The sequence below is a fragment of the Ornithinimicrobium panacihumi genome, from assembly GCF_052073805.1.
GTDB classification, from domain to species: Bacteria; Actinomycetota; Actinomycetes; order Actinomycetales; family Dermatophilaceae; genus Ornithinicoccus; species Ornithinicoccus panacihumi.
The window spans coordinates 1-25,827 of the sequence record NZ_JBQGWG010000004.1 but is presented as its reverse complement, the minus strand read 5'-3'; the positions used below and the strand labels follow the sequence as shown (position 1 = coordinate 25,827).

28 protein-coding genes are annotated in these 25,827 nt (G+C 72.9%); 17 read left to right on the top strand and 11 right to left on the bottom strand.

The features are described 5' to 3' along the window. Positions 1–2: 2 nt before the first annotated feature. From ACTMMA_RS05590 to ACTMMA_RS05560, 7 genes are read right to left on the bottom strand one after another with little or no spacing between them, the layout of a single operon-like run. Positions 3–632, bottom strand: coding sequence for a hypothetical protein (locus ACTMMA_RS05590; RefSeq protein ID WP_441189119.1), 630 nt, complete (start codon positions 630–632; stop codon positions 3–5). A gap of 46 nt (positions 633–678) precedes the next feature. Further along, entirely contained in the window at positions 679–2,097 is a 1,419-nt protein-coding gene (locus ACTMMA_RS05585; RefSeq protein ID WP_441189118.1) for a NupC/NupG family nucleoside CNT transporter, read from the bottom strand. Positions 2,098–2,128: 31 nt separating this feature from the next. Beyond that, positions 2,129–3,553, bottom strand: coding sequence for a pyridoxal phosphate-dependent decarboxylase family protein (locus ACTMMA_RS05580; RefSeq protein ID WP_441189117.1), 1,425 nt, complete (start codon positions 3,551–3,553; stop codon positions 2,129–2,131). Continuing rightward, positions 3,546–4,922 carry an MFS transporter gene (locus tag ACTMMA_RS05575; protein ID WP_441189116.1) on the bottom strand — a complete coding sequence of 459 codons (1,377 nt, stop codon included), beginning with the start codon at positions 4,920–4,922 and terminating at the stop codon, positions 3,546–3,548. Before ACTMMA_RS05575 ends, ACTMMA_RS05580 begins: the two co-directional genes overlap by 8 nt. Before the next feature lie 9 nt (positions 4,923–4,931). Beyond that, a complete protein-coding gene (locus ACTMMA_RS05570) occupies positions 4,932–5,699 on the bottom strand; it encodes an IclR family transcriptional regulator (RefSeq protein WP_441189115.1) in 768 nt (255 codons plus the stop codon). A 16-nt stretch (positions 5,700–5,715) separates the two neighbouring features. Next, a complete protein-coding gene (locus tag ACTMMA_RS05565) occupies positions 5,716–6,678 on the bottom strand; it encodes a hypothetical protein (RefSeq protein ID WP_441189114.1) in 963 nt (320 codons plus the stop codon). After that, positions 6,678–7,250 (bottom strand): RNA polymerase sigma factor, encoded by a 573-nt coding sequence (locus ACTMMA_RS05560; protein ID WP_441189113.1) that lies wholly within the window; start codon positions 7,248–7,250, stop codon positions 6,678–6,680. Before ACTMMA_RS05560 ends, ACTMMA_RS05565 begins: the two co-directional genes overlap by 1 nt. A gap of 192 nt (positions 7,251–7,442) precedes the next feature. Here ACTMMA_RS05560 and hutH point away from each other — a divergent pair, with 192 nt between their 5' ends. Continuing rightward, positions 7,443–9,035, top strand: coding sequence for a histidine ammonia-lyase (hutH, locus tag ACTMMA_RS05555; RefSeq protein WP_441189112.1), 1,593 nt, complete (start codon positions 7,443–7,445; stop codon positions 9,033–9,035). A gap of 106 nt (positions 9,036–9,141) precedes the next feature. Further along, positions 9,142–10,797 carry a urocanate hydratase gene (gene hutU / locus ACTMMA_RS05550; protein WP_441189111.1) on the top strand — a complete coding sequence of 552 codons (1,656 nt, stop codon included), beginning with the start codon at positions 9,142–9,144 and terminating at the stop codon, positions 10,795–10,797. A gap of 11 nt (positions 10,798–10,808) precedes the next feature. On the opposite strand, the gene ACTMMA_RS05545 is transcribed toward hutU, so the two are convergent. After that, on the bottom strand, positions 10,809–11,333 hold the full coding sequence (locus ACTMMA_RS05545; RefSeq protein ID WP_441189110.1) for a PadR family transcriptional regulator: 525 nt from the start codon (positions 11,331–11,333) through the stop codon (positions 10,809–10,811). A 73-nt stretch (positions 11,334–11,406) separates the two neighbouring features. Here ACTMMA_RS05545 and ACTMMA_RS05540 point away from each other — a divergent pair, with 73 nt between their 5' ends. The 6 genes from ACTMMA_RS05540 to ACTMMA_RS05515 all read left to right on the top strand — a co-directional run bounded on the left by ACTMMA_RS05540 (position 11,407) and on the right by ACTMMA_RS05515 (position 15,535). After that, the gene (locus ACTMMA_RS05540; RefSeq protein ID WP_441189109.1) at positions 11,407–12,516 is read left to right on the top strand and encodes a serine hydrolase domain-containing protein; all 1,110 of its coding nucleotides are present in this window, start codon (positions 11,407–11,409) and stop codon (positions 12,514–12,516) included. Between the two features lie 125 nt (positions 12,517–12,641). After that, positions 12,642–13,184, top strand: a complete 543-nt coding sequence (locus ACTMMA_RS05535) for a Uma2 family endonuclease (RefSeq protein WP_441189108.1) — start codon at positions 12,642–12,644, stop codon at positions 13,182–13,184. A gap of 29 nt (positions 13,185–13,213) precedes the next feature. After that, positions 13,214–13,636 carry a YccF domain-containing protein gene (locus tag ACTMMA_RS05530; protein ID WP_441189107.1) on the top strand — a complete coding sequence of 141 codons (423 nt, stop codon included), beginning with the start codon at positions 13,214–13,216 and terminating at the stop codon, positions 13,634–13,636. A 77-nt stretch (positions 13,637–13,713) separates the two neighbouring features. Continuing rightward, positions 13,714–14,238, top strand: coding sequence for a serine hydrolase (locus ACTMMA_RS05525; protein WP_441189106.1), 525 nt, complete (start codon positions 13,714–13,716; stop codon positions 14,236–14,238). Positions 14,239–14,442: 204 nt separating this feature from the next. Continuing rightward, complete coding sequence (locus tag ACTMMA_RS05520) at positions 14,443–14,619, top strand: hypothetical protein (RefSeq protein WP_441189105.1); 177 nt, start codon at positions 14,443–14,445, stop codon at positions 14,617–14,619. Positions 14,620–14,644: 25 nt separating this feature from the next. Next, the gene (locus tag ACTMMA_RS05515; RefSeq protein ID WP_441189104.1) at positions 14,645–15,535 is read left to right on the top strand and encodes a DMT family transporter; all 891 of its coding nucleotides are present in this window, start codon (positions 14,645–14,647) and stop codon (positions 15,533–15,535) included. On the opposite strand, the gene ACTMMA_RS05510 is transcribed toward ACTMMA_RS05515, so the two are convergent. Beyond that, positions 15,462–16,154 (bottom strand): TetR/AcrR family transcriptional regulator, encoded by a 693-nt coding sequence (locus ACTMMA_RS05510; RefSeq protein ID WP_441189103.1) that lies wholly within the window; start codon positions 16,152–16,154, stop codon positions 15,462–15,464. The genes ACTMMA_RS05515 and ACTMMA_RS05510 overlap by 74 nt on opposite strands. A gap of 52 nt (positions 16,155–16,206) precedes the next feature. On the opposite strand from ACTMMA_RS05510, the gene ACTMMA_RS05505 reads away from it, so the two are divergent. After that, positions 16,207–17,520, top strand: coding sequence for a cytochrome P450 (locus ACTMMA_RS05505; RefSeq protein ID WP_441189102.1), 1,314 nt, complete (start codon positions 16,207–16,209; stop codon positions 17,518–17,520). A gap of 15 nt (positions 17,521–17,535) precedes the next feature. Here the strand turns inward: ACTMMA_RS05505 and ACTMMA_RS05500 are convergent, their stop codons facing one another. Continuing rightward, on the bottom strand, positions 17,536–18,012 hold the full coding sequence (locus ACTMMA_RS05500) for an aminoacyl-tRNA deacylase (RefSeq protein ID WP_441189101.1): 477 nt from the start codon (positions 18,010–18,012) through the stop codon (positions 17,536–17,538). Between the two features lie 59 nt (positions 18,013–18,071). On the opposite strand from ACTMMA_RS05500, the gene ACTMMA_RS05495 reads away from it, so the two are divergent. From ACTMMA_RS05495 to ACTMMA_RS05460, 8 genes are all read left to right on the top strand, one after another. Further along, positions 18,072–19,166, top strand: a complete 1,095-nt coding sequence (locus tag ACTMMA_RS05495; protein ID WP_441189100.1) for a diaminopropionate ammonia-lyase — start codon at positions 18,072–18,074, stop codon at positions 19,164–19,166. Continuing rightward, entirely contained in the window at positions 19,163–20,494 is a 1,332-nt protein-coding gene (locus tag ACTMMA_RS05490; RefSeq protein WP_441189099.1) for an MFS transporter, read from the top strand. The genes ACTMMA_RS05495 and ACTMMA_RS05490 overlap by 4 nt, the downstream gene beginning before the upstream one ends. Before the next feature lie 44 nt (positions 20,495–20,538). Beyond that, positions 20,539–21,051, top strand: a complete 513-nt coding sequence (locus ACTMMA_RS05485; RefSeq protein WP_441189098.1) for a GNAT family N-acetyltransferase — start codon at positions 20,539–20,541, stop codon at positions 21,049–21,051. A 92-nt stretch (positions 21,052–21,143) separates the two neighbouring features. Then, a complete protein-coding gene (locus ACTMMA_RS05480) occupies positions 21,144–22,502 on the top strand; it encodes an allantoate amidohydrolase (protein ID WP_441189097.1) in 1,359 nt (452 codons plus the stop codon). Then, positions 22,499–23,884: a formimidoylglutamate deiminase gene (locus ACTMMA_RS05475; RefSeq protein WP_441189096.1), complete on the top strand. Its 1,386-nt coding sequence runs from the start codon at positions 22,499–22,501 to the stop codon at positions 23,882–23,884. The genes ACTMMA_RS05480 and ACTMMA_RS05475 overlap by 4 nt, the downstream gene beginning before the upstream one ends. 238 nt (positions 23,885–24,122) lie before the next feature. Next, positions 24,123–24,935, top strand: a complete 813-nt coding sequence (locus ACTMMA_RS05470) for a hypothetical protein (protein WP_441189095.1) — start codon at positions 24,123–24,125, stop codon at positions 24,933–24,935. 148 nt (positions 24,936–25,083) lie between these two features. Next, positions 25,084–25,329 (top strand): hypothetical protein, encoded by a 246-nt coding sequence (locus ACTMMA_RS05465; protein ID WP_441189094.1) that lies wholly within the window; start codon positions 25,084–25,086, stop codon positions 25,327–25,329. Next, complete coding sequence (locus ACTMMA_RS05460; protein WP_441189093.1) at positions 25,326–25,490, top strand: hypothetical protein; 165 nt, start codon at positions 25,326–25,328, stop codon at positions 25,488–25,490. The genes ACTMMA_RS05465 and ACTMMA_RS05460 overlap by 4 nt, the downstream gene beginning before the upstream one ends. An 8-nt stretch (positions 25,491–25,498) precedes the next feature. Here the strand turns inward: ACTMMA_RS05460 and ACTMMA_RS05455 are convergent. Next, positions 25,499–25,827 (bottom strand): IS1634 family transposase (locus ACTMMA_RS05455; RefSeq protein WP_441189092.1); only part of this gene is annotated, 329 nt, incomplete at its 5' end.

Here is a 25,827-nt window from a genome sequence, read left to right as displayed (position 1 = left end):
GCTCAGCCTCCCGGGGCCAGATCCGCCGGGTGCAGCTCGTCGACGGCCGCGCGCAGCAACGACTCACGCTCCGGCGTCAGCTCCAGGTCTGTGGCGGACTCCATGGTGACCAGCGCGAACTGGCCTCCGCCGCACGCCTGGGCCGACAGGAGCGAGAGGCCGCCGAGCGCCGCGGGCGAGATGACGAGGGGCTCGGCAGACCCGTGCCTCTCCTCGGCCAGCGCGACGAAGAGCTCGCACGCGTCCTCGTCGGGCAGCGTCTTCTCGCGCAGCGACTCCATCAGCTCCAGGAGCCGGGGGTCGGCGTCGGCGTCGGTGGGGTGCGCGGGCAGCAGGTCCATGAAGGTCCAGTACTGCGTGCCCGCCCACTGCGCCGCCGGCACGCGCACGACCGTCACCCGGGCGCCGTTGTCGCCGCTGGTCAGGGCCTGGCAGGCGGGCAGTCCGCCGACCTCGTGCAGGCGGTGGGAGCCCTGCGGCCCGGTCAGCTCCTCCGTCGCCGGTCCGGACAGCAGCCGCTCGCAGCCCTGCTCGTCGATGCCGGCGGTGAGGGTGCCGCTGAGCTCCTCGGCGTCGGGGCCGCAGGCCGACAGCAGCAGTGCGGCGCCGAAGGCCAGGAGGGTATGGGGCATCCCTCGCCTTCTCCTCGTCATCCCCCGTGGTGCCTCTCGTGGGTCGTCAGGTGATCAGCATGCCGGCGATCGCGGCCGACATCAAGTTGGCCAGGGTGGCCGCCACGATGGCCCGGATGCCGAGCTCGGCGATCTCGGGACGACGGTCCTTGACCAGGCTGGCGAGGCCGCCGAGCAGGATGCCCAGCGAGCCGAGGTTGGCGAAGCCGGTCAGCGCGAAGGTGATGATCGCGGCGGTCCGCGGGCTGTAGGCCTCGATCTCCGGGGCGAAGTTGGAGAAGGCGACGAACTCGTTGACCACGACCTTCTGGCCCACGAAGCTGCCGGCCCCGGTCGCCTCGGCCCACGGGACGCCGATGAGCGTCATGATCGGGGCGAAGACGTAGCCCAGGATCTGCTCGAAGGTCAGGTCCTCCGCGCCGAACCAGCCGCCGACGACGCCCAGCAGCAGGTTGATCAGGGCGATGAGAGAGATGAAGGCCAGCAGCATGGCGCCGATGTTGAGCGCCAGCTTCAGGCCCTCGCCCGCGCCGGAGGCGGCCGCGTCGATGACGTTGCGATATTCCTGCCCCTCGTCGAGGAGGCCGTCGCCGTCGTCGTCCCGGCGCTCGGGGCGCCCGCGGTCGTCGCGCGTCACCTCGCGGCCGTCCACGCCGGAGACGGCGGAGCCACCTGCCGCCTGCCCGTCCGACCGTGCGCCGACAGTCTCGAGCTCGGTCTCGGTCTCGGTAGCGGTCTCGGTCTCGGCGTCGGTGGCCGCCTCGTCCTCGTCCTCTGCGCCCTTGCGCCGACGCCGGTCCTTGGCCTCGGTCCCCTCGGGCACCACGATCTTGGCCATGAGCAGCGCGCCGGGTGCGGCCATGAACGAGGCTGCGATGAGATACTCCAACGGCGCGCCCAGCAGCGAGTAGCCCACGAGCACCGACCCGGCCACGGTCGACAGGCCACCGACCATGACCGCGAAGAGCCCCGAGCGGGTCAGCCCCTTCAGGTAGGGCCGGATGACCAGGGGAGCCTCGGTCTGCCCGACGAAGATGTTGGCGGCGGCGTTGACCGACTCGGCCTTCTTGGTGCCCAGCGCCCAGCCGAGCGCGGCCCCGAGCTTCTCGACGACGAACTGCAGGATCCCCCAGTGGTAGAGGACCGCGGTCAGCGACGCGAAGAAGATGATCACCGGCAGCACCTGGAAGGCGAAGATGATGCCGTCCTCGGGGTTGGGGATCAGCTGCCCGAAGAGGAAGCCGATGCCCTCGTTGGAGGAGTTGATCACCGCCTGCACCCCCTCGGACACCTTGCCCAGCGCCCGCTGACCGGTGGGCCAGAAGAGGACGATGATCCCGAACCCGAGCTGGATCGCCAGCGCCGCGAGCACGGTGCGCCACTTCACCCCTCGCCTGTTCTCCGACAGCAGCAGCGCCAGCCCGATCAGGGCGACCATGCCGCCGGCTCCCCACAGCACGTGCATCCTTGCCTCCTGGTGTCAGTGGTCGGCCACGCTACCTGGGGGCCGTGAAGGCGGCCAGGAAGGTGCTCAGGAGGCGGGCCGAGTGCTCTCGCGGCAACGCCTCGATCAGCGCGAGCACCGCGGCCAGATCCAGGTCGCCGCCCGCGCGGGCCGCCTCGGCCAACGCCTCAGGGTCGGGTATGGGGCTCTCCTCGCCTCGCCCCGTGGCCGGCTCCGCTCCCGGGCCGCGCACCTCGTCGGCGGCCTCCACCAGCGCGGGCAGCAGGTCGTCGAGCATGCTCTCGGTCACCGGGGTGAGGGTCAGGTGGGTCGACCGGGGGACCGCCGGGGCGTCGCGCTGGGGATGGCCGGGCTGACCCTGGAGCACGAAGCCGCGCCGCCCGACCGCGCTCGCCCACGCATGCGGGTCGACCCGCGACACCGGAGCGACGGCCTCGTCGGACGCCACCGCGACGAGCGGCCCGACCGGCTCGCCGATCACGCGCAGTCCCTCGATCTGCGCGACCGTCTCCAGCACGGACCGGGTGGCGCGGACCGTCTGCGCCGTGAGCTCGACATAGCCCTCGACCCCCAGGTCCTGCGCGACGGCCCAGGCCGCGGCCAGCGACGTCGCCGACCGAGAGCCCAGCAGCGTGGCGTTGACGACGGGATAGCCCGGCCAGTCGGTGAGCGCGAAGTAGCGCGCCCGGTCCAGCTCGGGCTCGGCGAAGAGGAGCAGCGAGGAGCCCTTGGGGGCGAAGCCGAACTTGTGCAGGTCCGCGCTGATGCTGCTCACGCCGGCCACGGAGAAGTCCCACGCCGGGACCGCGTCCCCGCCGGCCGCCTCCCACCAGGGCAGGACCAGCCCGCCGATGCAGGCGTCCACGTGGCAGGGGATGCCGCGCTCCTGGGCGGCGGCAGCGACCTCGCCGACAGGGTCGAGCACGCCGTGCGGATAGGAGGGCGCCGACACGACGACCAGCGCCACCGTGGAGAGGTCGGCCTCGATGGCTGCGACGATCTCTGCCGAGTCGGGGCGGCCGCTGCCCACGTCGACCGGGACCAGCGTCAGGTCCAGCCCGAAGAGGTGGGCGGCCTTGTGGAAGGCGGCGTGCGCCGATGTCGGCAGCACGATGCGAGGACGACCCTGCCCGTCCCGCCCCCGCCACCGCTCCCGGGCGGCCAGGACGGCGAGCAGGCAGCTCTCGGTCCCGCCGGAGGTGACCGAGCCGGTCACCTCCGGCCCGTGCAGCATCTCCCGCCCGAAGCGGATGAGGTCACCCTCCAGCAGCGCCACGGACGGGAAGGTCGTCGGGTCCAGCCCGTTGACGGCCTGCAGCTCACGGGCGGCAGCGGCGGCGATCTCGTCCAGCTCCGGCCGGCCGCTGTCGTAGACGTAGGACAGCACCCGGCCGCCGTGGGTCGGGGCGTCGTGGGCGCGATAGGCCGTCAGCCGCGCCATGATCTCCTCACGCACCGGCCACCTCCGGCTCGCGAAGACCGACCTCCGGCTCCCGATAACGACGTAGCACCACCAGGCTGGCCAGCACCAGCAGCGCCGGCACGAGCGAGAAGGCCAGCACGATCGCCAGGTGCGCCGCCGCCGGCTGGCTCACCACCTCTTCGGGGCCGCTGGAGACGAACCCGCCGGCGGCCAGCATGAGCAGGACGATCACCGGTCCGGAGGCCAGCCCGGCCGTCTCTCCGGCGGTCCACAGCCCGCTCATCGCCCCGCCGCGCTGGCGGCCGGCCGTGGTGATGACGTCGGGCAGCATCGCCAGCGGGAAGAGCTGCATCCCGGCGTAGGCGACGCCGGCGAGCCCGACCGCGACGTAGACCCACCACGTCGGCAGGAGGGGCAGGGCGACCAGGCTCAGGGCCGCGACCAGGAAGATGACCGACGCGGAGGCGAGCGCCCGCGCCTTGCCGACGCGAGCCGCATACCTGGTCCACAGCGGCATGACCACCAGAGCCGGACCGACGAGGGCGAGGAAGAGGAAGGTGAGGGCGGCCTGCGAGTCGAGGGTGTAGGTCGCGACGTACTGCGCCGCGGCGAGCATGACGCCGGTGGCGAGAGCCTGGAGGACGAAGACGGCGAGGAGGATCCGATAGGGCCGGTGCTCGCGCAGCGTGCGCAGCCCCTCGAGGTAGCCCGACAGGGCCGGTGCCTGCTCCGCCGGCGGTGGGCGACGGCCCGCGACCCCGATGGTGCAGGCCAGCATCCCGGCCATCAGCACGCCCGCGACCACCATGCCCATGACCAGATAGCCGAGGTGGCCCCCGCCGGCGAGGTCGCGCAGCGCCGGCCCGCCGGCCCCGACCAGCAGGATCGTCAGCGCCAGGACCGCGATCCGCCAGCTCAGCAGCCGCGTGCGTTCCTCGTAGCCGTCGGTCAGGTCGGCGGGCAGCGCGATGTAGGGGACCTGGAAGAGGCTGAACGAGGTCGTGGCGAGGAGGAAGGCGACGACGACCCAGCCCGCCGCGGCCTGCGGCGACAGCCCGATCGGGGCGGCGAAGGTGGCCACGAAACCGACCGGCAGGGTGAGCGCGCCGATCGCCATCAGCCGCGTGCGCGTGTGCCGGGACCGCGCCTCCCGGTCGGAGATCGCGCCGACGAGCGGGTCGATGAGCACGTCCCAGACCTTGGGCACGATGACGACGAAGGTGGCCAGCAGCGCCGGCACCGCGAGCGTGTCGGTCAGGTAGTAGGCCAGCACCAGCCCGGGCAGCGTCCCGAAGCCGCCGGTCCCGACGCTCCCGGCGGCATAGCCCGCCACCGCTCGACGGGATATGCGGTCGCCCGGGTCCGTGGGCTCCCTCGCCCCGGCCCGCCTGGGGGTCGTCATGGCCAGACCCTAGTGGCGGTGCCCGAGCCGCCGCGACAGCTCCTCCGCCGCGCGGCGGGCCTGACCGGCCCAGGTCGCCATCGCCTCGGGGGTGGCCACCTCCTCGGGCACGGTGACCGCCATCCCGGCGACCGGGTGCCCGGAGTGGTCGAGCACCGGCACGGCGACGGAGTCCATGCCGGCCGTGACGAAACCGGCCTCCACCGCATACCCCCGCGTCCGGGTCTGCGTCAGCAGCGGGCGGAGCGTGGAGGGGGAGGTGGGCCCGGCGCCCGTGCGCTGCACGAAGGCGTCGGCCGAGGGGAAGAGCGCGCGCACCTGCGCGGCCGGCAGCGCGGAGAGGATCGCCAGCCCGGTCGCGGTCAGCGACGCCGGGAGGCGCACGCCGACGTCGGAGACGAGCGAGGGCCGTCCGGCCACGCGCTCCTCGATGACGTAGACGACGTCCTTGCCGTGCAGCACGCCCAGGTGGGCGTTGTGGCCGGTCGCGTCGGCCAGCCGCGTCAGGATCGGGCGGGCCAGCCGCTGCAGGGGAGCGTGCCGGGTGTAGGCCGAGCCCAGCTCGAAGGCGGCCACGCCCAGGCCGTAGCGCCGCTCCTCGGGCAGGTGGACGACGAAGCCGCGGGAGGTCAGGACCGTGAGCAGGTGGTAGGTCGAGGACCGCGGCAGCCCCAGCTCGCGGGCGATGGTCGCCGCGGCCAGCGGGGTCGCGTGCCGGGCGAGCAGCGTGAGGATCGCCAGCGCGTGCTCGGCCGCGGGGGCGTTGGAGCGGGCCATGCGGGCCAGTATCCCGTCAGCCGTCCTCGCCCTCCCACGCCAGGAGCAGCTCGTCCACGTCGACATCGCGCGAGGTGCCGTCGGCGATCGTGACCGTGGCGGTCAGGCCGCTGGGATAGCGGCCCTCCTCGACCGGCCACCAGGCGGCCCAGATGCCGTTCTGCACCGAGGCGGTCACCTCGCCCTGGTCGGGGGTGTGCACGACGACGCCACGCACGTCCTCGCCGGCGCGGCCGTAGACGTAGGACAGTCCCTGGGCCTGGTCCCGGCCGATGATCTGCTCCCACCAGGACGGGCTGCTGCTGAGGCTGCCGGCCATCGCGGTGTCGAGCTCGGCCCCCGTCGGATCCGGGGTCGCGGGAGTGCCGCTCATCCCGCCGCCGCCGCTCCCGCCGCCGAGCATGCTCAGCCGGGACCGTCCGAGCAGGCAGTCACCGAGCTGGCCGTCCGGGCCGCGCAGGATGGTGAAGGTCCACGGGCCCCGTCGCTCGGTGAGGGCCGCGCGCATCGTGGCCGGATCGACGAAACCCATCTCCTGGTAGTCCTCGTCGTAGGCCCCCGCCCCGGTGCCCTCGGGGTCGTAGACGCCGGTGCCGGTCCACATCTCCTGGCAGGCGCGCTCGGCCTCCTCGATGATCGGCGCCGGCGCGGGCTGCGGCATGGCGACCCAGCCGGCGTAGGCGGGGCCCGGCGCGACCATCGGCGTGACGACCCCGATGCCGACGACGGCGGCGGCCGCGGCGAGGACCCAGCGGGCCCGGCGGGGGGCGCGGGCGGTCCTGGTGCCCGCTGTCGTCCTGGTGCCCGTCGACGATCCGGCGGGCCGTGCGGCGCGCGCCGTGTCCGTCGTGGCCTGGTCGTCCCGCCGGGTCGACAGGATCAGGTCCAGGTCGGCGCGGGCGCGCTCGGAGGTCGGGGACGCGGCCGGGTCGGCGGAGTCCATCTGGCGCAGGGCGGTGAGCAGGTCGTCGTTCTTCATCAGGCGTCTCCCTCCTGGAGGGCGTGGCCGGGTGCGGCCTGGGGGCTGGGGTCGAGGTGCCCGCGCAGCGCGCGGCGCGCGCGGGACAGGCGGAGCCGGTATGCGGTCGCGGTGGTCCCGAGGACCTGCGCGGCCTGGGCGGAGCTCAGGTCGTCCCAGACGGTGAGCGCCAGGACCTCCTGCTGCTCCGGGCTGAGCCGGTGCCAGGCGCGGCCCAGGTCGACGCGGAGCGAGACGAGGTCCGGGTGCGTCCCCGGCTCCACCCCGTCGTAGGTGTCCTTGATCCGCACGGCCAGGGCGGTGCGTCGCTGCTCGCTGCGGTAGGAGTTGGCCAGCGTCTTGTGCGCGACCCCGAAGAGCCACGCGCGGCGCGCGTCGAGACCGACCGGCAGATCCGCATACCGTCGCCAGGCGACGAGGAAGACCTCCGCGGTCACGTCCTCGGCGTGGGAGGGATGGCAGCGGCGCTGCACGAACCGCAGCACGTCGGCGTACGCCGCGTCGTAGAGCGCCCGGAAGTCGTCCTCCGGCGCGGTGCCGACGCCGCTTGGCGTCGGTGTCAGGTGCGTCATGACTCCCTCGTGTCCGGCACGGACGAAGTGTGTCATCCACCCCTTTCACGACCGACGACACACTCTGCTGCCGACCGGCGACACGCTCTGGTCACCACCGGCGACACGCTCTGCCGTCGACGTCTGGGATCTGAGACACCAACGAGCGGTCGTGGCTGTCGGGCCGTGGCCGGAGGCGGTCCAATGGGACCCATGAGTCGTGTCGCCACCACCGAGCTGCCCTCCGAGGTCGTCATCGACGTCGGCCCCCTCAGCGCCGCGGACGTCGTCGCGGTCGCCCGCCACGGCGTCCCCGTCCGCCTCTCCGACGAGGCCGTCGAGGGCATCAGCGCCACCCGTCAGGTCATCGAGGACCTGGCCAACGACACGGTGCCGCACTACGGCATCTCCACCGGCTTCGGCGCGCTGGCCACCACCAGCATCCCGCGGGAGAAGCGCGCCCAGCTCCAGCGCAGCCTCGTCCGCAGCCACGCGGCCGGCTCCGGCCCCGAGGTGGAGCGGGAGGTCGTGCGCGCCACCATGCTGCTGCGCCTCTCGACCCTGGCGACCGGGCGCACCGGCGTGCGTCTGGAGACCGCGCAGGCGTATGCGGCTCTCCTCAACGCGGGCATCACGCCGATCGTCAAGGAGTACGGCTCCCTGGGCTGCTCCGGCGACCTCGCGCCCCTGTCCCACTGCGCGCTCGCCGTCATGGGCGAGGGCGAGGTCAGGGTCGGTGACCCCGCCGCGCCGGAGTCGGATGCCGGCGCACCCGTGCCCGCGGCCGAGGCGCTCGCCGCCGCCGGCATCGAGCCGGTCCAGCTGGCCGAGAAGGAGGGCCTGGCCCTCATCAACGGCACCGACGGGATGCTCGGCCAGCTCGTCCTGGCCATCCACGACCTGCGCACCCTCCTGGCCACCGCCGACGTCGCGGCCGGCATGAGCGTCGAGGGTCAGATGGGCACCGACGACGTCTTCGCCGCCGACCTGCACGCCCTGCGACCCCACCCCGGCCAGGCCGCCTCGGCGGGCAACCTGCGCAAGGTCATGGCGCACAGCGCCATCCGTGAGAGCCACCGCACCGACGACTGCACGCGGGTCCAGGACGCCTACTCGCTGCGCTGCTCGCCGCAGGTGCACGGCTCGGCCCGGGACAGCGTCGACCACGCCGCCCTCGTCGCCGACCGCGAGCTGGCCGCCGCGATCGACAACCCGGTCGTGACGCTCGACGGCCGCGTGGAGTCCAACGGCAACTTCCACGGCGCCCCCGTGGCCCACGTCCTGGACTTCCTGGCGATCATCGCCGCGGACGTCGCGAGCATCTCCGAGCGGCGCACCGACCGCTTCCTCGACGTCGCCCGCAACCACGGGCTCCCGCCCTTCCTGGCCGACGACCCCGGCACCGACTCGGGCCACATGATCGCGCAGTACACCCAGGCCGCGATCGTCTCCGAGATGAAGCGCCTCGCGGCCCCCGCCAGCGTGGACTCGATCCCGAGCTCGGCGATGCAAGAGGACCACGTGTCCATGGGCTGGAACGCCGCCCGCAAGCTGCGCCGCAGCGTCGACGGGCTGGCCCGCGTCCTGGCCGTCGAGGTGCTGACCGCGGCCCGGGCGCTGGACCTGCGCGCCCCCCTCCAGCCCGCGCCCGCCACCGCGGCCGTCGTCGCGCTCCTGCGCGGCCAGGGCGTGCAGGGCCCGGGGGAGGACCGCTATCTCTCGCCCGAGATCGAGACCACCGTCGACCTCGTCCTCGACGGCGCCGTCCGCGCCGCCGCCGAGAGCGAGACCGGACCCCTCGCCTGACCCGGACCGGACCGCGCCCGAGCCGGACGCGACCCCGGACCCAGCCCCACCACATACCCGATCACATCCCTCAAGACCTGCCCCACCCGAGTCGAAGGAGACCGTCATGGAAGGCGCCCGCCCCGTCCGCGCAGCACGCGGCACCCAGCTCACCGCCCGCTCGTGGGCCACCGAGGCCCCGCTGCGGATGCTCATGAACAACCTCGACCCCGAGGTCGCCGAGCGCCCCGACGACCTGGTCGTCTACGGCGGCACCGGGCGTGCCGCGCGTGACTGGCGCAGCTTCGACGCCATGGTCCGCACCCTCACCGACCTGCGCGAGGACGAGACCATGCTGGTCCAGTCCGGCCGGCCCGTCGGCGTCTTCCAGACCCACGAGTGGGCGCCGCGGGTGCTCATCGCCAACTCCAACCTGGTGCCCGACTGGGCGAACTGGCCCGAGTTCCGTCGCCTGGAGCACCTCGGGCTGACGATGTACGGCCAGATGACCGCCGGGTCGTGGATCTACATCGGCACCCAGGGGATCCTGCAGGGCACCTACGAGACCTTCGCGGCCGTGGCGGCCAAGCGATTCAACGGCAGCCTCGCCGGCACGCTCACCCTGACCGGTGGCTGCGGCGGCATGGGCGGGGCACAGCCGCTGTCGGTCACGCTCAACGGCGGCACCTGCCTCATCGTCGACGTCGACGAGGCGCGGATGCGTCGGCGGATCAAGAGCCGCTACCTGGACGAGATCGCCGGCTCCCTGGACGAGGCGGTCGAGCGGGTGCTGGCGGCCAAGGCCAACAAGGAGGCCGTCTCCGTCGGCGTCGTCGGCAACGCCGCCGAGGTCTACCCCGAGCTGCTGCGCCGTGGCGTGGAGATCGACGTCGTCACCGACCAGACCTCCGCGCACGACCCGCTGTCCTACCTGCCGGTCGGTGTCGACCTGGCGGAGTGGAGCGAGTATGCGGAGAAGAAGCCTGAGGAGTTCACCGACCGCGCCCAGGAGTCGATGGCCAGGCACGTCGAGGCGATGGTCGGCTTCATGGACGCCGGTGCCGAGGTCTTCGACTACGGCAACAGCATTCGCGACGAGGCGCGCAAGGGCGGCTTCGAGCGGGCCTTCGAGTTCCCCGGCTTCGTGCCGGCCTACATCCGGCCCCTCTTCTGCGAGGGCAAGGGCCCTTTCCGGTGGGTCGCGCTGTCCGGCGACGAGAAGGACATCCACGCCACCGACCAGGCCGTGATGGACCTCTTCCCCGACAACGACCACCTGCACAAGTGGCTGCGCGGCGCCCAGGACAAGGTCGCCTTCGAGGGGCTGCCGGGCCGCATCTGCTGGCTCGGGTACGGGGAGCGGGACAAGGCGGGCGTGCGCTTCAACGAGATGGTCGCCTCGGGCGAGGTCTCGGCGCCGATCGTCATCGGGCGCGACCACCTCGACTGCGGCTCGGTCGCCAGCCCCTACCGGGAGACCGAGGGCATGGCCGACGGCTCGGACGCGATCGCCGACTGGCCGCTGCTCAACGCGCTGGTCAACACGGCCTCAGGCGCCTCGTGGGTGTCGCTGCACCACGGCGGCGGCGTCGGCATCGGCCGGTCGATGCACGCGGGCCAGGTGTCCGTGGCCGACGGCACCGACCTCGCCCGCCAGAAGCTGGAGCGGGTGCTGACCAACGACCCCGGGATGGGCGTGATCCGGCACGTGGACGCCGGCTACGAGGAGGCCGAGGAGGTCGCCGAGCAGCGCGGGGTGCGCGTGCCGATGCGGGAGGGCTGAGTGGCCCTCGGTCAGGCGTCGCGGGTGCGGAACCAGTCCAGGGCGAACCGCGTCGTCGCGAGCCCGTAGTCCAAGGTCTGGCGCTGGTAGCGGGCGACGTCGGCGAGCTCGTCCGGGATGTCCTGCTGGTCGACCAGGGCGGAGAGCTCCTCGAGCCTGGCCAGGTCGGTGCGGATGCGCGCCTCGATGTGCTCCGAGACTGTGCTGCGCTCCGCCGGCTCGAGAAGGCCGAGGAAGAAGAGCCGGGAGAGCGCTGCCGTCTCCGTGCCACCGCCCGTGAGCTCGCTCGTCATCCAGGTCCGGAAGCTCTCCAGCCCGGCGGGAGTGACGTGGTAGACCTTGCGGCCACGACCTCCTGTGGCGTCCTCGACCTCGACGTGGCCCTCGCGCAGCAGGCCGTCCAGGGCGCGCTTGAGGCTGCCTGAGCTCGCGCTGTAGAAGAGTGAGACGCCCGCCTCGAAGGCTCGGACGAGGTCGTAGAGGCTCATCGGTCGGAGCAGGAGCAGGCCGAGGATCACGAACGCCATGGTGCTCATCCTAGGAGCCTTGTCTCTCCTAGACATCTCTGCTAGACATGTCTAGGAGGTATGTTGCTGTGAGGAGGCTGGCGTGGGCGGGGCAGCACTGCAGGAGTGGCTGGAGACGGAGCTGGCGGGACGGCTCGAGCGTGTTTCGCAGCGTCGGGTCTTGGGACGTCGGGCTTCGGGAGGTCGCGGCCCAGCGCTGCCGCCGCCGCAGGTCCTCGTCCGCGCGCCAGGAGTGCGCTTCACCTATGGCGACATCGAGCAGCCGTTCCACACGGCCAGCATCGGCAAGAACTTCCTGGCTGTCCTGATCGGGCGGTTGGTCTCCTCCGGGCACCTGTCCCTGGATGCGCCGCTCGGGTCGGTCCTCCCCTCGGAGGTGCTCACGCCCCTGCCCGCGCTTGAGGGCGTGGACCTGCCGCGCGAGGTCACGGTCGCGCGCCTCCTGGGCCATCGTTCGGGGCTGCCCGACCCGTTCCTGCCGCCGCGGGGCCACCGCACGGAGTGCTCGCTCCGAGCTCTCGCCGATGACCCGGGCCGGGCCTGGACGCTCGAGGAGCTCGTCGCCCAGTGCGAGGGTCTGCCTGCCGTCGGACGGCCGGGGGAGAAGTTCCGCTACAGCGATGCCGGTTTCGCCCTGCTCAGCCTCGTCGCCGAACAGGCCGGGGGTGCGCCGGTCCATGACCTGCTGCGACGTGAGGTGTTCGAGCCGGCAGGGATGGCTGACACCTACCAGGTGCTCCCACCTGTCCCTGGCGAGCGGACCGGGCGGGACGCGGCGCCGATGTGGTTGGGTCGGGCTGAGGTCAGCCAGGTGCCCGCGCTGACGATCGGGTCGGTCGACGGTGGCGCGATCACGACCGCCGACGACCTCGTGCGCTTCCAGGAGGCTCTCCACGGTGGCGCGCTCCTCGATCCGGACCTGCTCGCCCACCTCGCGCGTCCACGCTCACGGATGCGGCCGGGTATCCACTACGGGCTCGGTTTCGTCACCCTCCGCTTCGAAGGTTTCATGCCGATCGTGCTGCGAGGCCTGCCCGAGCCCGTCGGCGGGCTGGGTCTGACCGCGGCGCACGCCTTCTACTATCCGGACCACGACGCCCACGTGGTCCTCAACTACCACTCCACCCGGGAGATGAATCGGAGCTTCGAGGCCCACATCGCCGTCGCCCGCGCGCTGGGCAGAGTCTCCTGACGCGGCAGGCGCCTCGGGCATGACGGCGTGGTGAGGCGCCACCGCGCCCTGTGGACAAGATCTGCGGCTCATCCATGGGTTGACGATGCTGGACGGCATGAACCAGGAGGGGCACGATGGGGATCATGAGCATCACCGACGTCGGCATCTACACGGTCGAGGACCTGCATGCCTACCGCGAGGAGCGGGACGACATGACCGTGCAGCTCATCGAGGGTGAGCTGATCGTGTCGCCGAGCCCGGGCATCACCCACCAGGTCGTGAGCAGCGAGCTGTTCGGCCTGCTGGCCCGCGCCGCGCCCGCGCACCTGCGGGTGCTGCACGCGCCCCTCGACGTGCGTGCGGGGGAGCGCACGGTCGTCCAGCCGGACCTGCTCGTCGTCCCCCGGACCCTGCTGGAGGGCTCGGAGGTGGAGCAGCCGCCGGTGCTGGCCGTGGAGATCCTGTCGCCGTCCAGCCGGCGGACAGACCTGGTCCGCAAGCCCGAGGTGCTGGCGCAGTTCGGGGTGCCGCACTACTGGGTGATCGACCCGCTCCACCCCTGGCTGCGGGTGTTCACGCTCAGGGGCGAGACCTACGAGTCCGACGTGGTCGTCGAGGGCCAGGAGCTCTTCGAGACCACCGAGCCCTTCCCGGTGAGCTTCCGACCCGTCGACCTGACCCGTTAGCCCCGGCGCGCGGCTGGGACACTTGCGGTATGCGGCTCCTGCTCAACCTGATCTGGCTCGTCTTCGGCGGCATCTGGCTGGCCCTGGCCTATCTCGTCTTCGGCGTGATCGCCTGCATCTTCATCATCACGATCCCGTTCGGCATCGCCAGCTTCCGGATCGGGGCCTACGCCCTCTGGCCGTTCGGGCGCACCATCGTCCCGACGCCGACCGCGGGCGCGATGTCGACCCTGGGCAACATCATCTGGTTCCTCGTCGCGGGGCTGTGGATCACCATCGCCCACATCACGACGGCCGCCGCGCAGGCGGTCACCATCATCGGGATCCCGCTGGCCGTCGCCAACCTGAAGATGATCCCGGTCTCGCTGGTGCCGCTGGGCAAGCAGATCGTCGACAACCGCGAGCTGCGTCCCGGGATGCAGCCGCTCGTGGTCCGGCCCGACGGCCGCTGACACCCCCGGCCATCCCCGACCACCCCCGACCACCCTGGCCATCCCTGAGGCACGCCCGACCGAGGGAGGGAGGCACCATGAAGGACCTGCAGGCCAGGCTGGACGATGCGGTGCGAGGCAGGCTGGAACGACGGACCCGCAGGGCCGCGCCCGGGGTACCGCCGCCCCAGGTCCTGGTCGAGGCACCCGGGGCCTGCGTCGAGCACGGTGACCTGGCCCAGCCCTTCCACACGGCCAGCACCGGCAAGAACTTCCTCGCCGTCCTGATCGGTCGGTTGGTGCAGGCCGGCGCGCTGACGCTGGCGACCCCGCTCGGTGAGGTGGGCCGCATACCGGACCTCCCGGCCGTGCCCGGCGTCGACCCGCACCGCGAGATCACGGTCGAGCACCTGCTCGCGCACCGCACGGGCCTGCCCGACCCGTTCCTGCCGCCCAGGGGCCACACGACCGCCTGGTCGCCGAGCAGTCCGGCGGGGCGCCGCTGCCCGACCTGCTGCGCCGCCACGTCTTCGACCCCGCCGGCATGCCGGACACCCACCAGGTCCTGCCCGGCACGCCGGTCGAAGGCCTGGCGCCCCTCGGGTTCGGCGGTGTGGAGATGAGCCGCACGCCGGCGCTGTCGATCGGATCGGTCGACGGCGGCTCGGTCACCACCGCGGCGGACCTGGTCAGCTTTCAGCGCGCGTTGCACTCGGGTGGTCTCATCCCGCCCGACCTGCTCGCCCAGATGACGCGCCCCCGCTCCCGGATGCGGCCGGGCATCCACTACGGGCTGGGGTTTCGTCACGCTGCGCTTCGCCGGCTTCATGCCGGTGCTGCTGCGGGGGCTGCCGGAGCCCGTCGGCGGGCTGGGGATCAGCGCCATGCACTCCTTCTACTACGCCGACCAGGACGCGCACGTCGTGCTCAACTTCCACTCCACCAGGGCGATGGCCGCCAGCTTCCAGACCCACATCGCGATCGCCCGGGCGCTCTCCGGCTGACGACGGCGCGGCATACCCTGCACGCATGCCCGCCCTCCTGCTCCTCGTCCTCGCCACGCTCTTCTGGGCGGGCAACTATGTCGTCGGCGAGCGAGTCGTCGGCGCCATTGACCCCTTGTCGTTGACCTGGCTGCGGTGGGCGCTGGCGGCGGTCCCGCTGGTCGTCGTCGCCCAGCTCGTGGAGCGGCCGCGCTGGGGTGAGGTGCTGCGACGCTGGCGTGCGCTGCTGGTGCTGTCGGTCATCGGGGTCGCCGGCTACCCGCTGCTGCTCTACACCGCGCTCCAGCACACCTCGGCGGTCAACGCCTCGGTCATCAACGCCGCCAACCCGGCGCTCATCGTGGTGGCGGCCGTCGCCGTGGGGCAGGCGGCGGCAGGCTGGCGGGTATGGGGCGGGGTCGGCCTGGGCCTGTTCGGGGTCCTCGCGGTGCTCACCGAGGGCGACGTCGGCCGGCTCCTGGCGCTGCGGTTCAACACCGGCGACCTGATCATGGTCGTGGCCATCCTGGCGTGGACGGTCTACACGCTGGGCGTGCGACGGCTGCAGGTCCCGGTGCTGGCGGCCACGGCCGTCCAGGTCGTGCTGGCGGTGGTGGTGCTGGCGCCGTTCACGCTGGCCACCGGGCTGGAGGTGCCCACGGACCGGCCGACCTGGTGGGCGCTGCTCTTCATCGTGGTCTTCCCCTCGGTCGGGTCCTACCTGTGCTGGAACCTCGCCGTCACCAGGGTCGCGCCCGGCACGGCCGGCGCGGCGATGAACCTGGTGACCGTCTTCGTCGTCGTCATCGCTGCCGTCCTCGGGACACCGCCCACCCTGGTCCAGGTGGTCGGCGGGGCACTGGTCATCGCCGGCGTCCTGCTCGCGCAGAGCCGGGCGGCGGCAGGAAGGCCGACGCCCCTGCAGCCACGACCATGAGCATCGCCGCGACCTCTTCCGCGTCGGCCTCCGGCGCCGAGATCTGCTGCAGCAGGAGACCGTCCACGAGGGCCAGCACCATGCGCGCCCCCGTGCGCGGGTCGGGCGAGGTCAGCTCGGCCCCGACCCGCTGGATGAACCGCTCCCGGGCGGCCCGGACGATCTCTTGCATGGCCGGCCGGTCGGCCGCGTAGAGGTAGAGCTCGTAGCGCGCCCGCACCAGGTCGGGCCGGGAGAAGACGGCCTCCGCCGCCCGGCGCGCGCTCTCCCAGACCTCGGCAGGCACCGTGCTGAATGAGGTCGCCCCACCCGCCTCGGCGCGCACCTCGGGCGTCATCGTCATGACGTGCCCCAGCTCGATCTCCACGATGTGGGCCAGCACGGCCTCGGCGAGGCCGTCGATCGAGCCGAAGTGGTACTTCGTGGACCCCTGCGCGGCCCCCGCCCGCTGCTCGACCCGACGGTGGGTCAGGCCGCGCATCCCCTCGGTGGCCAGCTGGGCCACGGCCGCGTCGACGAGGGCGCGGCGGGTGCGTTCGCCGTCCTCGCGGGGGGAGCGACCCCCCATGGCCTGCTCCCCGCCCGACCTGCGCCCGGCAGCGCCGACCTCCTCAACCATGCGAGCACCATACCCTCCACGGTCGCAGAAACTTGGGATAGACTCCACGTTCGTGGAAACTGATCACGCTGCTCACCCGCCGAGCCTGCCCACCGTGACCCTGCCGATCGCCGAGCTGGCGACCTGGGCGTCTCGCCGGCGCGGCCCGGTCTTCCACACCTGGACGGGCCTGCGTCGCTATGCCTACCTGCTCGGTCCGGAGGCCAACGAGTTCGTCTTCGCCCACGACCGGCTCTTCCGCTTCCGCGAGGCGATGTCCGCGCTGGTCGCGGTCGACGGGGAGACCGCGCTGATCGTCTCCGACGGGCTCGACCACGCCCGGCGTCGCTCGGTGGTGCGTCCCGGGATGCACCACCGGCAGGTCCGCTCCTACCTGTCCTGGATGAGCCAGGCGGCCGACGAGGCGCTCAGCACGATCACGGCGGGGGAGCCCTTCGACGCCTACCAGCTCTTCCGCGCCGCGATCCGCCGGTCCACGATGCTGTCTCTCTTCGGGGAGCGCATCGCGGCGTCCTCGGACCAGATCGGCGCGCACCTGCAGCCGCTCCTGGAGCTGGTGGACCACATGCCCGAGGTCATCGACCTGCACCAGCGCCTCCGCACCCGGACCTGGCGCCGGTCGATGGCGGCGCGGGCCAAGGCCGACGAGTTCGTCTACGCCGAGATCGCCCGGGTCCAGCAGCAGCCCGAGGACGCCGAGACCCAGGTGCTGTCCACCCTCGTCCACGGCCGCGACGGCACCGGGTCGGCGCTGTCCGACGTGGAGATCCGCGACCAGGTCGTCTCCCTGATCGCCGCCGGCTACGAGACGACGAGCGCGGCGATGGCCTGGACGCTGTACGGGCTCGGTGGGCGGCCGGAGCTGATCGACCGGGCCCGGGACCAGGTCCTGGAGGTCACGGGCGGGCAGCCGCCGACCGCCGAGCACCTGCCGCGGCTGACGCTGGTGTCCGCCGCCATCACCGAGGCCCTGCGCCTGCACCCGCCGGCGGCCATGACGGCGCGCTATGTCGTCGAGGGCTTCACCTTCGCCGGCAAGAAGGTCCGGCCGGGCACGCACGTCCTCATCAGCCCCTACATCACCCACCGCAGCCCCGAGCTCTACGAGGACCCACTCGTCTACCGCCCGGAGCGCTGGCTCGACGGCGACGGCGGTCTCGTCACGAGGGCCCCGCACGACTACCTGCCCTTCGGCGGCGGCGTGCACCGCTGCATCGGGTCGACGATGGCCACCACCGAGCTCACCGTGATGCTGGCCCGGCTGCTGTCGCGCGGGCGGTTCCGCGTCCCGGAGCAGAAGGTGCGCGCCGTCTCCGTCGCGGCGATGCGGCCCAAGGGCGGGCTGCAGGTCGTGCTCGAGGGCTGAGGGAGACGTCCGGGCCTACCGCTCCACGATGTCGGTGATGTCCGCGATCACTGCGTCGAGGCGGGCCAGCACAGCCTCCGCCTCCACCGTGACGGCCACGCCGTGGGCGCCGGCACCCATCGAGATCCGGCGCCCCGGCTCGGCGAGCGAGGCGTCCGCGACGACCGGCCAGGCCCGCAACGACCCGAACGGGGTGATCGTCCCGCGCTCGTAGCCTGTCACCTCCTTGGCCTGCTCCGCGTCCGGCATCGTCAGCCGGTTGACGCCCAGCGCGGCGCGCAGCTTGGGCCAGGCGATCTCCCGGTCGCCGGGCACGAGCACGAAGAGGAAGTCGCTGGCTCCCCGCCGCACGACCATCGTCTTGACGATGTCGCGCGGCTCCAGCCCACGCACCCTGGCCGCCTCCTCCAGGCTCCCGACCCGCCCGTGGCGGGTGACCTCATACCTCAGACCGCTCGTCTCCACCGCACCCAGCGCACGTTCCTCGCTCACCCCTGCAGGGTAGGCCCGGCTTGGTGGCGGCGGCCGACCTTCTCGACGACGATGGAGCGATGACTGCTCCCGCCGACACCTGGTTCGCCCGCCCGGCCGCCCGCGACGCGGTGGTCCCCGCCGGGCCCAGCGGCGCGCGCGAGTTCCACCGCCACCTGCCCGGGTATGCAGCAACTCCCCTCGTCGACCTGCCTCGCCTTGCCGAGGAGCTGGGGGTGGGCAGGGTCGTGGCCAAGGACGAGTCGCAGCGGTTGGGGCTGGGCGCGTTCAAGGTGTTGGGGGCCTCGTGGGCGGTCGCCCAGGTGCTCGCGCGGCGCTTCGGGACGGTGGCTGAGCTGGGCGTGCTCCAGGCGAGCCCTGAGGTGGCTCGGACGCGGCTGGTCACGGCGACCGACGGCAACCACGGTCGGGCAGTGGCGCGGATGGCCCGGATGGTCGGGGCGGGGGCGACCGTCTTCGTGCCCGCCGTGATGACGGAGCCAGCGCAGGACGCGATCGTGGGGGAGGGGGCGGACGTGGTGCGGGTCGAGGGGGACTACGACACGGCCGTGCGGGCGGCTGCGGACTTCGTCGCCGAGGACGAGCAGGGGCGGCTGCTGGTGCAGGACACGGCGTGGGAGGGCTGCACCCAGGTGCCGGCCTGGATCGTGGAGGGCTATCGGACGCTGCTCGCGGAGGTCGACGAGCAGCTCGGGGCGCACCCTGCGCTGGTCGCGGTGCCGGTGGGTGTCGGGTCGTTGGCGGAGGCGGTGCTGCGGCACTACCGCGGCGCGGATTCGGGGAGGCCCAGCGTGCTGTCCGTCGAGCCCGACACGGCTGCGTGCGTGCTGGCCAGCCTGCGGGCCGGTGCTCTCCGACAGGTGGAGACCTCGGGCACGATCATGGCCGGCCTCAACTGCGGCACGGTGTCGGCCAGCGCCTGGCCGGTGCTCTCCGAGGCGTGCGAAGCCGCCGTGGCCGTCAGCGACGACGCCACGAGGCAGGCGATGGCCGACCTCGCGGACGGCGGCGTGCCGGCCGGTCCGTCCGGGGCCGCGACGCTGGCCGGCGTGCGTGCGGCGCTGTCCGAGCCAGGTCGGCGGGAGGCACTCGGCATCGGACCCGACTCCACGGTCGTCCTGCTCGTCACCGAGGGCCTGGTGAGGGCCGGGTGAGGCCGACGGGTCTCTACCAACGCCTGGTCCGGGCCGACCGCAGCAACCAGTCGGAGCAGGAGCAGCACCGGATCGCGCACAACGGGCTGCGGCACGTCGGTTCCGACGCCCTCCAGCAGGTCGGCGACCAGGTCGTCAACGCCAAGACCGTGCTGCCGTGGGTGCTGGCCGCCGTCGGCGCGCCCACGGTCTTCACCGCCCTGCTCGTGCCCGTCCGGGAGTCCGGCTCGATGCTGCCGCAGGCGGCGATGGCGCCGGTCCTCCAGCGGGTGGCGCGGCGCAAGAAGTTCTGGCTCTGGGGCGCCGGCGGTCAGGCCGTCGCCGCGGCCGGGATGGCCCTGACCGTGGCCGTCGCCTCCGGCTGGCTGGCCGGTCTCGGTGTCGTCCTCTTCCTGGCCCTCTTCTCCCTGGCGCGCTCCCTCAACTCGCTGGCCGGCAAGGACGTGCTCGGCCGCACCGTGCCCAAGGGGGAGCGGGGCCAGATCAGCGGGCTGACCACCGTGCTCTCCGGGGCCGTAGCCATCACCCTGGGTCTCGGGATCCGGTTGCTCGGCGGCGATGGCGCGGGGGTCGGGGTGCTCGCGGTGCTCCTCGGCGTGGCTGCGCTGGCCTGGCTCGCGGCGCTGGCCGTCTTCGCCACGATCATGGAGCCGCCTGCGGAGGTGGCGGCCGGGGCAGCCGAGGCGGCCGACGGCCCGACGCCCGCCCGCACCACCGGCTGGGTCGGCGACTCCTGGGCGCTGCTGCGCGACGACGCGCCCTTCAGACGCTTTGTCATCGCCAGAGGGCTGCTCCTCGTCTCGGCCCTGTCGCCGCCGTTCGTCGTGGTCATGGCGACGCGCGAGGGCGATGCAGGCCTCGCTGGGCTGGGGCCTTTCGTCATCGCCTCAGGGCTGGCCGGGCTGGTCGGCGGACGGGTATTCGGGCGCCTCGCCGACCGCTCCTCCCAGCAGCTCCTCACAGCGGGTGCGATCGCGGCCAGCGTCCTGGTGCTGGCCTTCCTCGGCCTGCACCGCCTCGAGGCGGTCAGGGAGTCGTGGTGGCTCTACCCCGTCACCTTCCTGCTCCTGGCACTCGCCCACACCGGTGTCCGCGTGGCCCGCAAGACCTACGTCGTCGACATGGCCGGCGACGAGAAGCGCACCGCCTACGTCGCCGTCTCCAACACCGCGATCGGCGTCGTCCTGCTCGTCGCGGGCGCGGTCTCTGGCGCGCTGGCCCTCCTCGGTCCGCAGGCGGCCCTGCTCTTCCTGGCCGCGGCCGGGCTCCTCAGCGCCCTGGTGAGCCGGTCGCTGCCCGACGTGAGCGCCAGCAGCGCGACGACGTGAAAAACTCGGTGGTCCCGCGCCGATCGGCGTGACAGGCTCGGGCCGTGCAGCTTACCCTGATCCGCCCCGCCGGCACCCCCGCGCCTCCCGGGGCAGAGCCCGGCATCGCGCCCGCGGACGACGAGGCGCACGCGGTGCCGATGGTCCGGCCGATCCTGGAGCGCGACCTCGAGGCGGTCGGCCGCCTCTACCACCGCGCGTCGCCGGACGGCGAGGTCGGCGACCTCCAGGAGGCCGTCGACGACATCCGCGCCAGCTGGGCCGGGGACTACGGGTCCTGGCTGCCCGGGGCCAGCCTCCTGGCGGAGGTGCGCGACGAACCCGTCGCGGCGGTCCTCACCGTCGACTCCCCGCCGTGGGACGACGTCGCCGACCTCGTCTTCATCATCGACCTGTTCACCCACCCCGACCACCGTGGCCGCGGCCTCGCCTCGCTCCTCGTGGAGCTCGCGGTGGCAGCGGTCGACCCCGCGCGGGACATCGGGCTGCGCGTCGAGAGCGACAACGCTCCTGCCGTCGCGATCTACCGCCGGCTCGGCTTCGTGCCACGGGACTGAGCGACGGGCGCGTCCGGGGGAGTCTCACACCTGAGACATCCACCCCAGGTGCGCAGGTATGCGGTCACTCCCCATCTCCTAGGGTCGGGGCTATGAGCAGCGCGACCTTCGACGGGATGTGGGCCGACCTGGAGCCGGTCGGGAAGGTGGGCAGCGGTGGCTACCGCCGCTTCGCCTGGACGGCCGAGGACCACACCCTGCGCGAGTGGTTCGCCCTGGAGGTGCGGCGCCGTGGGCTCGACCTCACCGAGGACCGCGTCGGCAACCAGTGGGCCTGGTGGTGGGACGGCCCGGGCAGCGTCGACGACGCGGTCGCGGCGGGCCGCAAGGGGGTCGTCATGGGCTCCCATCTCGACTCCGTCCCCGACGGTGGCGCCTTCGACGGGCCGCTGGGCGTCGTCTCCTCCCTCGCTGCCGTGGATGCGTTGCGTGAGAACGGTTTCCGGCCCGAGGTTCCGATAGCGGTCGTCAACTTCGTCGACGAGGAGGGTGCCCGCTTCGGCGTCGCCTGCGCCGGTTCCCGGGTGCTCACCGGGGCGATGACCCCTGAGCGCTCGCTGGGTCTGACCGACGCTGACGGCATCTCGGTGGCCGAGGCGCTGCGGGCGGCCGGTCGGTCGCCGGAGAGCTACGGGCCCGACCCCGAGACGGTCGCGCGGATCGGTTCCTTCGTCGAGCTGCACGTCGAGCAGGGCCGCGCGATGGTCGACCTCGGTGCCCCCGTGGGCGTGGCCAGCGACATCTGGCCGCACGGCCGCTGGCGCTTCGACTTCCCCGGCGAGGCCAACCACGCCGGGACCACGCGGCTGGTCGACCGGCGCGACGCCATGCTCGGCTACGCCGAGCTCGTGCTGGCCGCCCGCGACGTCGCCACCCACCGCGGCTGCGTCGCCACCGTCGGCAAGGTCCTCGTCGAGCCCGGCGGCGTCAACGCCATCCCCTCCCACGTCACCGGCTGGCTCGACGCCCGCGGCGCCGACGAGGAGCAGGTGAAGGCGCTCGTCGCCGACCTCGCCGGACGCTCCGGCGAGCACGGTGCCACCGTGACCGAGGAGAGCTGGACGCCCACGACCCGCTTCGATCCCGAGCTCGCGGGGAGGTTGCGTGACGTCCTGGTCGGCGGGACCACCGACGGTGCCGCCCTGGGCTCGGACGCCGAGCTGTCCGTGCCGGTGCTCGGCACGGGCGCCGGGCACGACGCCGGGATCCTGGCCAACGCCGGCGTCCCCACCGCCATGCTCTTCGTCCGCAACCCGACCGGCCACTCCCACACGCCGGAGGAGCACGCCGAGCGCGACGACTGCCACGCCGGGGTCGTCGCCCTCGCCGCCTGCGTGGCCGACCTCGCCGGCGCATCGTCCGCTGGTGCCCCCGGGGGAGTCCCCTCCGCAGGTGCCCCATTTGCGGGTGCCTCCGGCTCCACCCACCCGACCCAGGGAGAGGCGCGATGACCGCCCGGACCTGGCACGCCGCATACGCCCACCTGCCCACCGGCGTCGCACCCAGGGTGAGGCTGACGGTCGAGGACGGACGCTTCACCGCGGTCGAGACCGGCGTCGACGCCGAGCCCGGTGACGAGCGGCTGCCCGGGGTCGTCCTGCCCGGCCTGGCCAACGCCCACAGCCACGCCCTCCACCGGGCGCTGCGCGGGCGCACCCACGACGAGGGCGGCACCTTCTGGACGTGGCGGGAGCGGATGTATGCGGTCGCCGCCCGCCTCGAGCCCGACACCTATCTCGCGCTCGCGCGGGCGACCTATGCCGAGATGGCGCTGGCCGGCGTGACCGCGGTCGGGGAGTTTCACTACCTGCACCACGCGGCCGGGGGTGCGCGCTACATGCGGCCGAACGCGATGGGTGAGGCGCTGGTCCAGGCGGCCGCCGACGCGGGGATCCGCCTGACGCTGCTGGACACGTGCTACCTGCGCGGTGGGTTTGTCGGCGACGGCTATGCGCCGCTGGAGGGGACGCAGCTGCGCTTCGGTGATGGCGACGTGACCGCGTGGGCGCTGCGGGTGGACGACCTGCGCGACCACACCGACGGAGGGCCGGCGCACCTGCGGGTCGGTGCGGCGATCCACTCGGTGCGGGCGGTGCCGCGTGCGCAGCTCTCCGACGTCGCGCGCTGGGTGAGGTCGGTCCCGATCAACGCCCCGGGAGGCACCGTCGGTGGAACTCGCCCGGCGCGCCCGCTGCACGTCCACCTCTCCGAGCAGCCCGCCGAGAACGAGGGCTGCCTGCAGGTCCACGGGGTGACACCCACCGGGCTGCTGGAGGCCGAGGGCGTGCTCGGGGCGGACCTCACCGCGGTGCACGCGACCCACCTGACCGACGGCGACATCGCGGCGCTCGGCTCGCACCGGTCCTGGGCGTGCTTCTGCCCGACGACCGAGCGTGACCTGGCCGACGGGATCGGCCCGGCGCGGGCGCTGCAGGAGGCCGGGGCCAGGCTGTCGCTCGGCTCGGACCAGCACGCCGTCGTCGATCTTCTCGAGGAGGCGCGGGCGCTGGAGATGCACGAGCGCCTCGCGACCCTGGAGAGGGGGCGGCTGCAGCCCGAGACGCTGCTGGAGGCGGCCACCGCCCACGAGTCGATCGGGTGGGGCGACGCCGGGCGGATCGAGGTCGGGGCGCGGGCGGACCTGGTCGCCGTGCGCGACGACACCGTGCGCACGGCCGGTGCCCATCCGGCCCAGATCCTGCTGGCCGCCACCGCCGCCGACGTCGACACGGTCGTCGTCGACGGGCGGACCGTCGTGGCAGGTGGTCAGCACGTGCTCGGCGACGTCGGTCGGCTCCTCCAGGACGCGATCGAGCCCCTCTGGCGGGGCTGAGCTCCGGCCCCCCTCACCCCCACCGAGCGCGCGAAGTGGCGCTCCTCAGCCCGACCGGGCGCCGGAAGTGGTGGGTCTCATGCGCCTGTCTGCGCCGGCGACGCGGGTCTGCGGTCTGGCCGCGGGGTGGGGCTGTTCGGTTGGAACCGGGTCTCGGTGCTGTGAAAACCTCAAGCGGGTGAGGGAGCTTCTCGCACCGACACGACGCGGCGACGCGCCGCGAGAGAGAGGGGATGTCATGAGACTGAATCGCCTGAGCACCGCTGTCCTGGCCGCCGGCCTCACGCTGGGCCTCGCTGCCTGCGGAGACTCCGAGGACGACACGCCCACCGCAGTGTCGCCGGCGCCCGCCCCGGCACCGACCGAGGACGAGACCACCGACGACGCGACGGAGGATGTCACGGAGGAGGAGACGGAGGACCCGATAGAGGAGACCACCGACACCACCGAGGACGAGACGACCGACGACGACGCGACCGAGGACGCGACCGACGACGACGCCACGGAGGACGACGACACCGCTGCGGGAGGCGACGAGCTGACGGAGCCCGGGGAGGAGCTCTCCGTCGGCGACCCGGCCGTGGTCCAGCTGGCCACGCTGGCAGACCCGGAGGACGACTTCTACCGCTACGCCAAGATGCGGGTGACGGTCACCGAGATCACCGAGGCTCCCGCAGACATCCTCGACGGTGTCGAGCTGGCCACCCCGATCGAGGATGAGGTGCCCTACCTGGTCTGGGCCGACCTGGAGATCCTGGAGACCGAGGGCAGCCACGAGAAACTCGACCTCTACCCCCAGCTTGGCGCCGTGCACGCCGACGAGTCGCCCGCGCTGACGGTCTTCGCCGACGGTCGGGCGATCGGTGAGTGCGAGAGCGAGCCCTTCGAGGAGCTGGCACCGGGCGCGGAGGCCCGTATGTGCCTCATCGCCCTGGCCGACGCTGGCGAGGAGATCGGTGGCGCTTCCTGGGGCGGCAACGACAACGCCGACGGCGACGGCGACTGGCAGAACAACCCCTACTACGACGACCCGGTCCTGTGGATGCGCTGATCTGATCGTGCTCGGACGAGCGGCCGGATGTGGTGACCTCACCACGTCCGGCCGCTTCGTCGTGCGGCACGGGCGGTGGACCTCCGCCCGTGCCGGTCTAAGCAACCCGGGTTGACACACAGGCGATGAGCAACTTAGGTTGACAACCATGGAGTCCTCGCAGATCGCCACCGTGGCGGCCGACACCACCGACCCGCGTGCCGGGCTGCGGGCGGTGTCCTCGCTCCGGGTGCTCGCCGACACCCTCGAGCTGCGTCAGGTCGAGGCTGCCCTGCGCTCCGGCATGAGCTGGCAGGAGATCGCCGACGCCCTCGGGGTGACCCGGCAGGCGGCCCACAAGAAGCACGCCCGACGCATCGATCCCTCGATCCCGGTCCCCAGGAGGAACGCATGAGCAAGTACGTCCGTCTCGCCCAGACCAGCCAGACCCTGTCCCTCACCGCGGTGGAGGAGGCCTCGCGGGAGGGCCTGCGCGAGGCAGACCTTGAGCACCTGCTCCTGGCGCTGGTGCTCTCCCCCGAGCCGGCCGGTGAGGTGCTCCGACCTGAGTTGTGACGTCTTAGTTACACCCCGGGGTTGAGGTAGTTCAGGAGTTCGCGCGCCTCGTCGGGAAGCTCGGGCTCGGCGGTGATGTGGTGGCCGCCGACGGTGATGGTTGCCGTGCGCAGGGGCCGCAGGGTGTTGAGGATCTTCTTGATCGAGGCACCGGTGCGCTGCTGGGCCTCGCGGGAGATCGCCAGGGCGGCGAAGACGATGGTCAGGTGGGCCTCGATCGAGTCGCGCAGCTGGTGGAAGATCGGTCGGGCGCGCAGGTCGGACTTGACCATCCGGAAGGACCGTTCGACCTGGTACAGGTCCTGGTAGGCGGCCACGACCGCGGGACCGTCCATCT